The sequence below is a fragment of the Amycolatopsis cynarae genome (assembly GCF_026802195.1).
Classification (GTDB): Bacteria; Actinomycetota; Actinomycetes; order Mycobacteriales; family Pseudonocardiaceae; genus Amycolatopsis_E; species Amycolatopsis_E rhizosphaerae.
In genome coordinates, this window is the sequence record NZ_CP113836.1 from 7,274,570 (window position 1) to 7,287,222 (window position 12,653).

Genomic DNA, 12,653 nt, shown 5'->3' on the forward strand with positions numbered 1-12,653 from the left:
TTTCACTTCTGCTTACTTACCTGTCTCGCGGGGCCGCCTCCGGCCGTCGGGCCGCACTCCGAGCCGGTGGCTGCCGACGGCCTCCCTCGTGGCGTCCAGTGCCTGGGAAGCGGCGTCCATGTGCCGCTGTGCGACGCCGATGAACAGGCAGTCGATCACCGTGAGCTGGGCGATCCGGCTCGCGGTCGCGCCCGACCGGAACGTCGTCTCCCGCGCTGCCGTGGTGAGCACGTAGTCGGCCACCTCGGTGATCGGGGAACGCGGGAAGTTCGTCAGTGCGACGGTGGTGGCGCCGTGCTCCCGCGCCACGCGCAGGGCTTCGACGGTGTCGGTGGTCGCGCCGGTGTGCGAGACGCCGATCGCCACGTCTCCGGTGCGAAGCACCGCGGCCGAGGTGAGCATAATGTGTGTGTCCGACCACGCGAAGCACACGCGGCCGATCCGGTGCAGCTTCTGCTGCAGGTCGGCGGCCACGAACGCGCTGGCGCCCACGCCGTACACGTCGACGCGGCCGGCCTCGGAGAGCAGGCCGATGACCCGTTCGAGGGTGGCGATGTCGAGCTGGTCGGCGGTCTCCTCGACGGCCCGCGCGTCGGCGAAGCTGACCTTCCCGACCACGGCGGCCAGGTCGTCGTTCACGCTGATCTCGCCGCCCAGGTTGCGGGTCGAGCGGGCTTCGCTGCGGGCGGTGTCCGCCGCGAGCGCGATGCGCAGCTGCGGGTAGCCGCCGACGCCGACGGCCTTGCAGAACCGGGTGACCGTCGTTTCGCTCGTGTTCGCCGCCAGTGCGACCTCGGTGATGCTGCGGCGGGCTACCGCGGACGGGTCTTCCAGTACTACCTTGGCTACTCTCTGTTCCGCTCTGGCCAGGCCGGGAAGAAGCGAGCGAATGCGGACCAGAGGGCTCGCTTCGGACTCACGGCTCGCCGGGCTGCCGCCGGAATGTGTCGAACCAGACACCATTTCACCCTCGGTTGCCGTGGGAAAGTTACTAACCGTAGGCGTTTGCGACAACACTATCCACATCCTTCGGGATGATCGCAACGGGGACGCCCCTGCACGTCCGAGCTGCGCTGACTCAGTTGCCCAGAAAGTCGCCAACCAGGTCGGAGTCGTTAACCTCTACTTGTTAACGACTTGGCAACTTACTGCGGTTCCCGAAACAGCCAACGATCGTCGGTGGTTCGCGCCGTACTTCCGTGCTAGAGAGCGGATCCCGTCTCGGCTATGACGCGCGGAGAAGGAAATTTTGCTCCCCTTCAGTGGGAAGTCAGCGTCCAACCGGTTGCGCTCAGTGACCAAGGGGTGTGTTCAGCATCCAACACAATGCCGTTGTTGCTGGTTATTCGGACACCGTCCACGTATACGCCTCGGCCCGTGTAGTGCGCATCAGTCGTATAGCGCCAGCGAAGGATCACCGGATCGGCTGCGGGCAATTCCGCCGACACGCGCCACCAGGACCGGTGTCCGTGGCCGGCCAGGGCGCTGACCGGGCCTGCCGGTGCGCCTGGGCCGTCGGCGCGAAGGTCGACCGGCTGCCAGGAAACGCCGTCTCGGCTCGCTTCCAGAACCAGGGGATCGGTCGATTCGGTGTCGACGAAGGCAGCGAAGTTCACACGCAACGAGCTAACCCCGGACAGGAGCGGTGTGGTGAGGGTGGCCGTGCTCAGGTTCCCCGCATCGCTGAACCAAGCGTCCTTCCCCACCGCGGGGTGGACCGACATCGCGCGGGCCAGCGCGGTGGCCCAGGTCTCCCTTGCCGGATTGATGGAACCCCAGTTTCGCGTCGGGTGGACGCGGTTGGTGAGCAGGATCGCGATCGAGCGTGATTCCGGGTCGATCACCAGGCTCGTGCCGGTGAAGCCGGTGTGGCCCGCCGTCACCGGGGACGCGAGCGCACCCATGTAGAACATCCGGTCGAGCTCGAAGCCCAGGCCGTGTTCGTCGCCGGGGAACGCCTGGTTGTAGTTCGTGAGCATGATGCGGACCGTGTCCGCGCGCAGGATGCGGACGCCGCGGTAGCTGCCGCCATTGAGGATCATCTGCGCGAGGACCGCCAGATCTTCCGCCGTGGAGAAGACGCCGGCGTGTCCGGAGACACCACCGAGGGCCCAGGCGTTCTCGTCGTGCACCTGGCCGCGGACCAGGCCGCGCGGCGGTTGCGCCTCGTACTCCGTGGCCGCGATGCGGTCCAGCTTCGCGCTCGGCGGGTTGAACCCGGTGTCGGTCATGCCCAGCGGTGCGGTGATGCGGTCGTGCACCACGGCGTCCAGCGGACGCCCCGTCAGCCGTTCCACCAGGAAACCCAATGTCATCAGGTTGATGTCGGAGTACCGGTAGGTGCTCCCCGGCGGGTTCACCAGCGGACTGTCGAGCACCGCCTGACGCCGGGCCGGAACATCCGGGTAGCCCTGCCACAGCGACGGCACCGGGTCGGCGTCCAGGCCCGACGTGTGCGTAAGCAGCTGGCGCACCGTCACGTTCTCCTTGCCGTGCGCGGCGAACTCCGGAAGATACGTGGCGACCGGCTCGTCGAGACCGACCTGATGCCGTTCGACCAGTTGCAGCACGGCGATCGAGGTGAACAGCTTCGTGACCGAGGCGAGGTCGAAGATCGTGTCCGGACGCATGGGCACCTGGCGGTCGGTGGGCAGTTCGGTGCCCGCGGCGTCGGCGTACCGCAGTGCCTGACCGGTGGCGAACTCGTCCACGATCACACCGTCGTGCGCGAGCAGGCCGACGGCCCCGGCGAAGTGCGGATGTCCCGTTGCCGGATCGTTCGTGCTCCAGTCCGACAGGAACCGCTCGGCATCCCGGATCGGCCCCGGGTCGAGCCCGGCCTCGCCCGGGCTGCCGCGGCGCAGGACCGTGTCCGCCGCCGCGAAACCGTGCCAGGGCCGGTCGAACCGGCCCGCCACGGCTCCCGGCGTCTCGGCGGTGGCACTCGAGATGGCACTCGCTCCAGAAACCGTCAGGGCCGCGATCGTGATCGCGACCAGAAGCCTTTTCACGGGCATGAGAACCTCACCAGTAGAGCAAGTACGGTGCCCGCCTGGCCACAAAACCGGCCAGCTCCGCCTGCCACGAGGCGGTGATTTCGTCCACCCCGGCGCCCGCGTCCACCATCGTGCGCAGCCGGCTGGAGCCGGACAGTCTGTCGATGGCCAGATCCGGCCGCCAGGCGAACAGATCCGGGTGGAGGCGCTTGGCGGTCACGAACATCGCGACCGCCGTGCGGATGGCGTCGAAGGACTGGGAGTCGGTGACGGTCAACTCCACCCCGCCGCACGCCTGGTTCACGAACTTGCCGAAGGTGGGCGCGAAGTAGGTCTCGCGGAAACGGACGCCGGGCAGGTCCAGCGCGGTCAGCGCGTCCCGCCAGCGCCAGTCGAGCCCGGGAGCACCGATGATCTCGAACGGTCTGGTGGTGCCCCGGCCCTCGGAGAACACGGTGCCCTCGAACATGCCCAGCCCCGGGTAGACCCGCGCGGTGTCCGGGGTCGGCATGTTCGGACTGGGCGGTGTCCAGGTCAGTGCCGTCTGGGCGAACTCCTTGTCCCGGCGCCAGCCGCGCACCCGGACCACGTCAAGGTCGATCCGGGCCGGTGGGAGAAACTCCCCCGCGAAGAACCGGGCCAGCTCGCCGACGGTCATGCCGTGCTGTTGGACGATCGGCTTCAGGCCGACGCCCGAGGCGAACGCGGGGTCGAGCATCGGCCCGGCCGCCCGGCCCCCCAGCGGATTGGGCCGGTCGAGCACCAGGAAGGCCGCCCCCACCTTGGCCGCGGCCGCCATTGCCGTGTACAGCGTCCAGATGTAGGTGTAGAAACGCGCGCCGACGTCCGCGATGTCGAAGACGATCAGATCCACGCCCGCCTTGGTGAACATCCCGGCGAGCTTGTCCGCGCTCGCGCCGTAGGCGTCGTAGACGGGGATGCCGGTGTGCGGGTCGACGTAGTCGCCCTCGGAACCACCGGCCTGGGCGCTCCCGCGGAAGCCGTGTTCGGGGCCGAAGGCCGCCGAGGGCCGGACTCCGGCCGCCACCATCGAATCCACGATGTGGTCGAGCGAGCCGAGTACCCCGGTCGGGTTGGACAGCACACCGACCCGGTGGCCCGCCAGCCTGCGCCAGCCCTGAGCGGCCAGCTGGTCGGCGCCGGGGACCACCGGTTCGGCCGCGTCGGCGACCTGCGCGGCGCTCCCGGCCAGAAGCGGGGACGTGAGGGCACTGGCCGCCAGGAAACCGCGGCGGTTGACGCTCACCAGCTCAATCCCGTCCCGAACGGGTACAGGACGCCGGCCGGGTCCGAGCCGGACGGGATCGAGACGGGCAGCTTGCCCCGTGGGGAAACCCGGCCCTGGAGCACCTTCGCCAGGGAGCGCATGGTCACTGACCGCCAGTCGTAGGTGGCCACCCAGGTGGGCGAGTCGGCATAACCGGGGTCGTACGGCTCCTGCACGCTCACCGCGACCACCGGTTTGCCGGTGGCCAGCAGTCCGTTGACCAGGCTCCGTTGTGCCGTCGAGGTCCGCAACCCGTTGGTCAGCACCACCACGGTGTCGGCCTGTTCCGCCGCGGCGACCGCTTCGTCGATCTGGGCGCTGGTCGGGCTGGCGCCGGTCGACAGGGCCGTGCCGCCCAGTTGTTCCGCGAGCGTGGCGACGGGCTCGGCCGGATATCCGGGGAAGTTCGGGTTGTTCCAGCCGGTGACCAGGACCTTGCCGGGGTGCTTCAGCGGCAGGAGCCCCGCGTCGTTGCGCAGGACGGTCGTGGTGCGGTCGGTGATCGCCTGGAGCTGGGCGAGGTGCGCGGGCGTGCCCACGATGCGGCCGACGGCCTGCTCGTTCACCAGCGGCCTGGCGATGATCTGGCGCTTGAACTTCAACGCCAGGATGCGCAGCACGCTCTGGTCGATCCGCTGTTCGGTGAGCCTGCCGCTCTTCACCGCGTCGAGCACGCCGTTGATCGCGACCCCGAGGTTGGGCGGCATGAGCATCTGGTCGACCCCGGCCTCCAGCGCCAGCACCGGGATCTCGGCGTCGGAATGCATCTGGCGCACACCCGCCATCTGCAGGGAGTCGGTGACGACGACACCGTCGTAGTGGAGCTCGTCGCGCAGTATGCCGGTCATGATCGGCTTGGACAGGGTGGCGGGCTCGCCGGAGGGATCGAGGCTCGGCACGGTGATGTGCGCGGTCATGACGACATCGATCCCGGCGTCGATCGCGGCACGGAACGGGGGCAGATCGATCGCCCGCCACTGCTGCTCGGTCCGGTTGATCACCGGCAGCCCGGTGTGGCTGTCGGTCGCCGCGTCGCCGTGACCGGGGAAGTGCTTGGCCGCGGCGGACACCGTGCCGAGCGCGGGGCCGGAATTCTGATAACCGTCCACTTCGGCCGTCACCATGGCGGCCGTGAGCGCCGGGTCGGCCGAGAACGAGCGCGAACCGATGATCGGGTTCAGCGGGTTGGAGTTGACGTCCGCATCGGGCGCGAAGTCCTGCGTGATGCCCATGGCGCGCAGTTCGTGCCCGTTGACGGCGGCGAGCTGCCGGGCGTCGGCCGTGCTGCGGCCCGCCCCGATCGCCATGCTCGCCGGGTACTCGGTGGCCGGACTGCCGATGCGGGTGACCCGGCCGCCTTCCTGGTCGGTCGAGATGATCAGGGGCAGGCGGGCGCCGGAGGTCAGTGCGGCGCGCTGCAGCCCGTTGGAGAGCCGGGCCACCTGCGCCGGATCGTCGACGTTGTCGGTGGAGGCGTTGTTGAAGTAGATGACCCCGCCGGGCTGGTAGCGCGCGATGACCTGGGCCGGGGTGTCCACCCCGTACTTCTCCCGGTTCTTCGGGTTCGCCTCGTCCGCGGACTTCCCCCAGACGTCGGCGATGAACAGCTGTCCGACCTTCTGCTCGAGGCTCATACCCCGGAGGGTCTGTCGCGCCCAGGCCGCCGCCCCGGAGCCGTTCCCGTCCGGCGCCGCGGTGGCGGTGCTCGCGGCGGTCACCCCGGTCATGGTGAGCAGCCCGGCGACGGTCGCGGCGAGCGCATGCTTCCTCCGGTTCACGGATGGCCTCCCTCCAGCGCCGGCGGATGGTGGGATTTCCACCCGATCCACTCGGCATCGGGAAGCTACTCACTCACCGGGATCAGGGTCAACGGCGCCTCTGCCGTTCGGCGTAGCCGGAAAGACTGGCGGACTCGAGGATTCCCCCGTGCGGGTGGCCGCGACCCCGGAAACGTGTGCGGGCGCCGCCGGCGTGTATGCCGGCGGCGCCCGCCCGCGCGGACCGCTCGGGTGACCAAGCGTGCAACTCGTGTCGTACCTACCTGGACTCGGCGTCCGGCGTCCCGGTACGCAGTCCCTAGACGACAAGCCTCCCGCGGCGCGCTGCGCGTGGGTGCCCGGAGGTCCGCGCACGGAGCTCTGGCGGGGAGGACGGAGACTTCTCTTCGTCTCCTCCCGGCCGACCAGATGTCCGCAACACCGTTTCTACCCAGTGACGGCGATCACTTCAAGAAGGTCTTCAGGGTGCACCGGTAAAGAGACTCGATTCAGTGAAAGGCCGGGGGAAAGGGACTACGCTGCGCCCCCGTCCACGGTCACCGGTCACGCTTCCGGCGGGCAAGGCCGTACCAGGTCATCCCCGCCGCGGCCATCGCGCCCAGGCCCACCCCCACCGCGACCGCGGTCGCGGACGGAGCCGGAATGCGGTTCCGAAGTGAAACGGGATTCTCGAAGGTCAAAATCGGCCAGTCGCGTTCGTTCGCGAGCCTGCGGAGCGCGCGGTCGGGGTTCACCGCGTGCGGATTGCCCACCACCTCGAGCATCGGCACATCCGTGCTGGAGTCGGTGTAGGCATAGCTGAGCGTCAGGTCGTAGCCGTGCTCGGCGGCGAGCCGCTTGGCGGCCACCGCTTTCTGTTCGCCGTAGCAGTAGAACTCGACCTCTCCCGAGTAGCGGCCGTCCACCACGCCCATCCGGGTGGCGACGCTGCGGGTGGCGCCCAGCATCGCCGCGATCGGTGTCACCACTTCTTCGCCCGCGGCGGACAGCACGATCACGTCGTGGCCCCACGCCTTGTGGTCCGCGATCAATTGGGCGGCCTCGGCGTAGACGAGCGGATCGACGATGTCGTGCAGGGTCTCGTTCACGATCGCGCGAACCTGGGCGACATCCCAGCCCGCGCACAGCGCGGAGATTTCCGCCCGCATCCGTTCGGTGCGTTCCTCGTCGGCTCCGGAGAGGGAGAAGACGAACTGCGCGTAGGCGCTCTTGAGTGCCGCGCGACGGCTGATCAGTCCCTGGCGCAGCAACGGCTTGCTGAACGCGAGTGCGCTGGACGACGCGATGATCGTCTTGTCGAGGTCGAAGAAGGCCGCGACGCCGGCGGAGGGCGGCGGTGCGCTGCTCGGTTCTGTCACCCGCTCAGGATAGAAGCCCACGAAGTCGCGGCCCGCCGGTGAGCACACCACTTTCCGGTGGTGCGGGCCGAAAATCCATTACCGCGCCTGGGAAACGATGGGTGCTGACGTTATCGAATCGGTGACGCGAAGGGCTGGGAACCGGGGGTGATCGAGCTAAACTTGGGCTATCCGGTGTTCGCGCCGGCCTGGTTCAGTCCGACCCCCCGGGACTGAACCGATGGCGACCCCCGTCCCTCCCCCCTGGCGGGGGTCGCCCCCTTTTCCCGGTCCGTCCGGCCCGGTTGTCCACAGGACCCCGGTTGTCCACAGGCTGGCCAAGTCCTTCTTGCCGCGGCGACCCTGCCGGCGCGACGGTGGATTCGCACCGAATTTCCACCGACAACCGTTTCTGGGGGATTGAGATGACGGATGCGCGCCCGCTTCTGGTCGTGACCGATGAGAACACCCTCGACGAGATCCTTCGGCTCGCGGCGGCCGTTGGCTGTGCGCCCGAAGTGGTCCCGGACGTGGTGGCCGCACGGGACCGCTGGGCCCGTGCTCCGCTGGTGCTCGTCGACGAGGCGGCACTGGAAGCCGTCGGAGGACTGCCGCGCCGTTCGCGAGTCCTGTTGATCACCAGGGCCGCGCCGGGCGGCGACCTCTGGCAGCGCGCCTTCGCCGCCGGTATCGGTCAGGTGGTGCCCCTGCCCGAAGGAGAGGCCGTGCTGGCCGGCGCGCTGGCCGATCTCGCCGAGGGGCCCGGTTCGCCGGGCGGATGCGTCATCGGGGTGATCGGTGCCCGGGGTGGGGCGGGTGCTTCGGTGCTGGCGGCCGCGATCGGGCTGGTGGCCGGGGACGACGCCCTGCTGCTCGACTGCGATCCACTCGGCGCGGGGATCGACCTCATGCTCGGTGCCGAATCCAGCGACGGGGCCCGCTGGTCCGGCCTGCACCTCGACGGCGGCCGGATCTCCATGACCACCCTCGACGAGGCCCTGCCAGGGCACCGGCACCGGGACGGGAGGCTCACCTTCCTCTCCAGTGACGGCGAGGGACCGGATGCCGAGGCGGTCGGGTCCGTTGTGGACGCGGGCCGCCGGGCGGGGCGGGTCGTCGTGTGCGACCTCTCCCGGCATCCCAGTGCCGCCACCGAGGCCGCGGTGCGGCGCGCGGACCTCCTGGTCGTGGTGGTGCCTGCGGAGCTACGCGCCTGCGTTTCCGCACAGCGGCTTGTTCGCCGCCTTGCCCCTCGTTCGGACTGTTTGCGACTGGTCGTGCGCGGGCCCGCACCGGGCGGTCTCAATCCGCAGGAGACTGCCGAGAAGATCGGGATTCCGCTGCTGGCCTCGATGGCTTCTGAACGTCATCTCGACCGTGCCCTGGAGTGCGGGAATTTCCTGCTACGGCGCCGAGGCCCGCTCGCGATGGCGGCACGGACGGTCCTGGCGGCTGCCCGGCCCATCGCCGTGGAGGCCGCCGCGTGACACCGGAACTGATCGAGCGGATCCGGCATCGCCTGGCCGGTAGCGGTTCCGGCACCGGTCCGGTGGCTCTCGCGCGGGCGGTTCGCGCCGAGGCCGGTGGTCCGGTCGGCCATGCCGGAGTGCTTGACGCGCTGAAGGAGTTGCGGCACGAGTTCAGCGGCGCTGGCCCGTTGGAAGGCCTGTTGGCCGAGCCTGAGGTCACCGACGTCCTGGTGACGGCCCCGGACGAGGTGTGGGTGGACGGCGCCGCCGGGCTCCGCCGCACCGAAATCCGGTTCCCCGACGACGAAGCGGTGCGGCGGCTGGCGCAACGGCTCGCCACGGCAGCCGGGCGCCGGCTCGACGACGCGCAGCCGTACGTGGACGGGTGGCTGCCCGGGGCTGGCAGGTACGGAACCGTCCGCCTGCACGCGGTCCTGCCCCCGGTCGCCGCGGACGGCACCTGCATTTCCTTGCGAGTGCTCAGGCCCGCGGCGCACGACTTGGCCACTTTGGCCGATTCGGGCACGTTCGACGGGGACGGGCTCACCCTGATCGAAACGGTGATTTCGGCCAGGCTCGCCTTCCTGGTGACCGGTGGCACCGGTGCGGGCAAAAGCACCCTCCTGGCCGCGATGCTCGGAGCGGTGGACCGGACAGAGCGGATCCTCGCCGTCGAGGACGTCGGCGAACTGCGCCCGAGTCATCCCCAGTTCGTCCGGCTGGTCACCCGGGCTCCCAATGTGGAGGGGGCAGGGGAGGTCACGCTCGGTGAGCTGGTTCGCCAGGCGCTGCGCATGCGTCCCGACCGTCTCGTCGTGGGCGAAGTGCGCGGCCGGGAGGTCTGTGAACTGCTCACCGCGCTCAACACCGGACATGAGGGCGGTGCCTGCACGCTCCATGCGAATTCGCCCGCCGAGGTTCCCGCCCGGCTCGAAGCGCTGGCGGCCCTGGGCGGGCTGTCCAGGGCCGCTTTGCACAGTCAGTTGGCGGCGGCGGTCCAGGTGGTGCTGCACATGCGGCGGCTACCCGGCGGGCGTCGGCAGCTCGCGGAGGCCGGCGTACTGAGCCGTGACCCAGCCGGAGAGGTTCGGGTGGTGCCGGTATGGCAGGCCGGGGAATGGACTCGACGGCGCCCTCTGCTGTCCGGTCTCCTCGAACTGAGAGGGGTGCGGCCGCCGTGGTGATTCCTGCTCTGCTGTGTGGCGTGGTGGCCCTGCTGACCTGGCCCGCCACTCGTCCCGCGCAGGCCCGGCTCGCTGCCTTGGGCGCACCGGCACCGAAACGCGGGTGGCGGTTACCTGCCTGGTTGCGTCCGCCTCGCCTGTGGTTGACGGCCCTGCTGGTGGCCATCCCCTTCCTCGGCCTGACGGGCACGCTGTCCGTCGGGGCGTTGTTCGCCGCCGGATGGCAGCAGCGCCGGGTGCGACGACGGAGGAAGGCGGAGGTGGAGCGAGCGATAGCGGTGGCGGAGGCCCTGCGGGTCATGGTCGCCGAGTTGCGTGGCGGTGCCACTCCCATGGCGGCAAGGGAAGCCGCACTGGCCATCGCACCCGGGCAGGTGTCGTCGTTGTTGGCGGGATTCGACGAAGAAGGACCCGAATCCGTGGCGGGGATCCGTGGGCGGTTGGCCACCGCCGCCGCATTGAGCCGCCGCCACGGTCTGCCGCTTGCGGACCTGCTCGACGCGGTCCGGCGCGATCTTGTCGCCGGTGCGCGGTTCCTGTCCCGGGCAGAGGCGGGTATGGCCGGGCCGCGGGCCAGTGCCACCGTGCTGGCCGCCCTCCCCGGGATCGGGCTCCTGCTGGGGGAAGCGATGGGCGCACATCCCGTGTACCTCCTCGTCGCCACGCCGCCGGGGCAACTGCTGATGGCGCTGGGCTCCGCCCTGATACTCGCCGGGGTTGCGTGGAGCGCGCGGCTGACCGCGGTGCGGGTACTCCCGTGAGCGTCGCAGCACTCGTGCTGGCGGGCGCGGCGGTTCTCACCGTGCCACTCCGCACGGTGGCGAGCAGACGGCTCGATCGGCTGGCCGGTGAGCCCCGCCACCGGTCGCGCCGGAGCCTCGACCGGAAGAACCGCCAGGTCGGCCGACTCCAGCTCGCGGCGCTGTGGGATCTGCTCGCCGCCTGTCTACGGGCCGGTCTGCCCGTCACCACGGCCCTGCGGTCGGTCACCGCCACCGTGGCCGGTCCGGAGGCCGAGGCGCTGCGGGCGGCCGCGGGCCTGCTGGAACTCGGGGCGGACGCGGGTGAGGCGTGGGCGGCGGCCCGGACCTGCTCCGGCACGGCCGAGTTCGCGAGGGCGGCGCAACGGACCGCGCGATCCGGGACCGCGCTGGCGGAGGTCGCCGAAGACCTGGCGGGCAGGCTGCGCGCCGATGTGGCCGAGAAGGCCGAAGCAAGGGCGCAGCGAGCGGGCGTGCTGATCGCCGGACCGCTGGCGCTGTGCTTCCTGCCGGCGTTCCTGTGCCTCGGCGTGCTGCCGGTGGTGCTGGGGCTGGCCGGACGAGTCAACCTGCTGTGATCAATCCACTGTAGACACTGGAAAGAGGAGAGTTCATGGTTCTGCTGGGACAAGGGCGGCATGTCCGCCGCAAGGCCCCGTGGTGGCGCCGCTGGTTCCGCCCGCTCCTGGGTTCGGATGAGGGAATGAGCACGGCGGAGTACGCCATCGGTACCGTCGCGGCCGCCGCTCTGGCAGCGTTGCTGTACACGGTGATCACCGGCGACTCGGTGGTCTCCAAGCTGACGTCGCTGATCGAGCGGGCCCTGGCGGTGACCTTCTGATGCCCGCGGCGGTCCGGGCCGGCCCCGATCGCGGCGCGGTCACCGTCGAGGCGGCGATCGGCTTGTGCGCGCTCACCGTGGTGTTCGGACTGCTGATCGCCGCGGTCACGGCGGTCAGCGGCCAGCTCCGCTGTGTCGACGCGGCGCGCGAGGCCGCGAGGCTGATCGCCCGGGGCCAGCGCCCGCTCGCCGAACAGGCCGTGACCGAGACCGCTCCGGCTGGTGCCCGGCTCACCGTTCGGATCGAAGGTGAAACCGCGATCGTCGAGGTGACCGCCGATCCGGTCGGCGGCCTGCTGCCGGGCGTCCGGTTGCGTGGCCGTGCTTTCACGGTGCTCGAGCCGGGCGGAACAGGGACGGCACGTGCTCCGGGGTGATCGGGGAACGGCCACCATCTGGGTGGCCGGGGCGATGGCCGCCCTGACCACCGTCCTGGCCGCTCTGCTCGCCTTCGGCGCGGCGATCGTGAGCCGGCACCAGGCCGGCGCCGCCGCGGACCTGGCGGCACTGGCCGCCGCCGGAAACGCCGAACGGGGCGCCGAGGCCGCCTGCGGCCGGGCCCGGCTGGTCACCGAAGAGATGGCGGTACGGCTGACCGCCTGCCGGCTCGAACAGTGGGATGCCCTCGTGGAGGTCACCGCCGAAGGGCCTGCCGGCTTCGGCCCGGCCATGGCCCGGGCCCGCGCCGGTCCCGTCCAGCGACGAACGGTGTCCGGAGATCGGACGGGCCACGGTGGATAGCGGATGGACGGTCGGTCACGCGCGCTGAACGGTCAGCCCTGACTGCACCTCCTCGCGTGGTCCACATCACTGGATTACTTGTGTCACAACAAAAAGGCGCGCGAAGTGACAGGGGTGGGCACGGCGGGGCCCGGTCGTGGAACGGCGACCGATGATCGTCGGGCGGCATTCGGCCCGGGTTCGGCGCGCGTTCGCTCGTCGTTCCGTAACGGCCGGTTGTCGACCGCCTACTACCGGCCTTCTGCAAGTTGCCGTTTA

General features: G+C 70.4%; 12 protein-coding genes. 7 read left to right on the top strand and 5 right to left on the bottom strand.

Translation table 11 applies throughout. The features are described 5' to 3' along the window. Positions 1-12 precede the first annotated feature (12 nt). The 5 genes from ORV05_RS35390 to ORV05_RS35410 form a co-directional block, all read right to left on the bottom strand. Positions 13-963, bottom strand: coding sequence for a MurR/RpiR family transcriptional regulator (locus tag ORV05_RS35390; protein ID WP_268756212.1), 951 nt, complete (start codon positions 961-963; stop codon positions 13-15). Between the two features lie 296 nt (positions 964-1,259). Next, a complete protein-coding gene (locus tag ORV05_RS35395; RefSeq protein WP_268756213.1) occupies positions 1,260-3,017 on the bottom strand; it encodes a serine hydrolase in 1,758 nt (585 codons plus the stop codon). Between the two features lie 7 nt (positions 3,018-3,024). After that, positions 3,025-4,263 (bottom strand): exo-beta-N-acetylmuramidase NamZ family protein, encoded by a 1,239-nt coding sequence (locus ORV05_RS35400; protein ID WP_268756214.1) that lies wholly within the window; start codon positions 4,261-4,263, stop codon positions 3,025-3,027. After that, on the bottom strand, positions 4,260-6,011 hold the full coding sequence (locus tag ORV05_RS35405) for a glycoside hydrolase family 3 protein (RefSeq protein ID WP_268760041.1): 1,752 nt from the start codon (positions 6,009-6,011) through the stop codon (positions 4,260-4,262). Before ORV05_RS35405 ends, ORV05_RS35400 begins: the two co-directional genes overlap by 4 nt. A 587-nt stretch (positions 6,012-6,598) precedes the next feature. Continuing rightward, entirely contained in the window at positions 6,599-7,420 is an 822-nt protein-coding gene (locus ORV05_RS35410; RefSeq protein WP_268756216.1) for an HAD family hydrolase, read from the bottom strand. A 431-nt stretch (positions 7,421-7,851) separates the two neighbouring features. Between ORV05_RS35410 and ssd the strand changes: the two genes are divergently transcribed. Genes ssd through ORV05_RS35445 form a run of 7 tightly spaced genes read left to right on the top strand, consistent with a single transcriptional unit; the run spans position 7,852 to position 12,395 of the window. Continuing rightward, entirely contained in the window at positions 7,852-8,886 is a 1,035-nt protein-coding gene (ssd, locus tag ORV05_RS35415; RefSeq protein ID WP_326938109.1) for a septum site-determining protein Ssd, read from the top strand. Continuing rightward, the gene (locus tag ORV05_RS35420) at positions 8,883-10,052 is read left to right on the top strand and encodes a TadA family conjugal transfer-associated ATPase (RefSeq protein WP_268756218.1); all 1,170 of its coding nucleotides are present in this window, start codon (positions 8,883-8,885) and stop codon (positions 10,050-10,052) included. Before ssd ends, ORV05_RS35420 begins: the two co-directional genes overlap by 4 nt. Continuing rightward, positions 10,046-10,813 carry a type II secretion system F family protein gene (locus ORV05_RS35425; protein ID WP_268756219.1) on the top strand — a complete coding sequence of 256 codons (768 nt, stop codon included), beginning with the start codon at positions 10,046-10,048 and terminating at the stop codon, positions 10,811-10,813. Before ORV05_RS35420 ends, ORV05_RS35425 begins: the two co-directional genes overlap by 7 nt. Beyond that, positions 10,810-11,391 (top strand): type II secretion system F family protein, encoded by a 582-nt coding sequence (locus ORV05_RS35430; RefSeq protein WP_268756220.1) that lies wholly within the window; start codon positions 10,810-10,812, stop codon positions 11,389-11,391. Before ORV05_RS35425 ends, ORV05_RS35430 begins: the two co-directional genes overlap by 4 nt. A gap of 35 nt (positions 11,392-11,426) precedes the next feature. Then, complete coding sequence (locus ORV05_RS35435) at positions 11,427-11,654, top strand: DUF4244 domain-containing protein (protein ID WP_268756221.1); 228 nt, start codon at positions 11,427-11,429, stop codon at positions 11,652-11,654. Next, the gene (locus tag ORV05_RS35440) at positions 11,654-12,031 is read left to right on the top strand and encodes a TadE family type IV pilus minor pilin (RefSeq protein ID WP_268756222.1); all 378 of its coding nucleotides are present in this window, start codon (positions 11,654-11,656) and stop codon (positions 12,029-12,031) included. The genes ORV05_RS35435 and ORV05_RS35440 overlap by 1 nt, the downstream gene beginning before the upstream one ends. Then, entirely contained in the window at positions 12,018-12,395 is a 378-nt protein-coding gene (locus tag ORV05_RS35445; RefSeq protein WP_268756223.1) for an Rv3654c family TadE-like protein, read from the top strand. The genes ORV05_RS35440 and ORV05_RS35445 overlap by 14 nt, the downstream gene beginning before the upstream one ends. Positions 12,396-12,653 lie beyond the last annotated feature (258 nt).

Coding starts and splice junctions, on each gene's coding strand:
- ORV05_RS35390 (WP_268756212.1), bottom strand. CDS start 963: ATGGTGTCTGGTTCGACACATTCCGGCGGCAGCCCGGCGAGCCGTGAG.
- ORV05_RS35395 (WP_268756213.1), bottom strand. CDS start 3,017: ATGCCCGTGAAAAGGCTTCTGGTCGCGATCACGATCGCGGCCCTGACG.
- ORV05_RS35405 (WP_268760041.1), bottom strand. CDS start 6,011: ATGACCGGGGTGACCGCCGCGAGCACCGCCACCGCGGCGCCGGACGGG.
- ORV05_RS35435 (WP_268756221.1), top strand. CDS start 11,427: ATGGTTCTGCTGGGACAAGGGCGGCATGTCCGCCGCAAGGCCCCGTGG.
- ORV05_RS35440 (WP_268756222.1), top strand. CDS start 11,654: ATGCCCGCGGCGGTCCGGGCCGGCCCCGATCGCGGCGCGGTCACCGTC.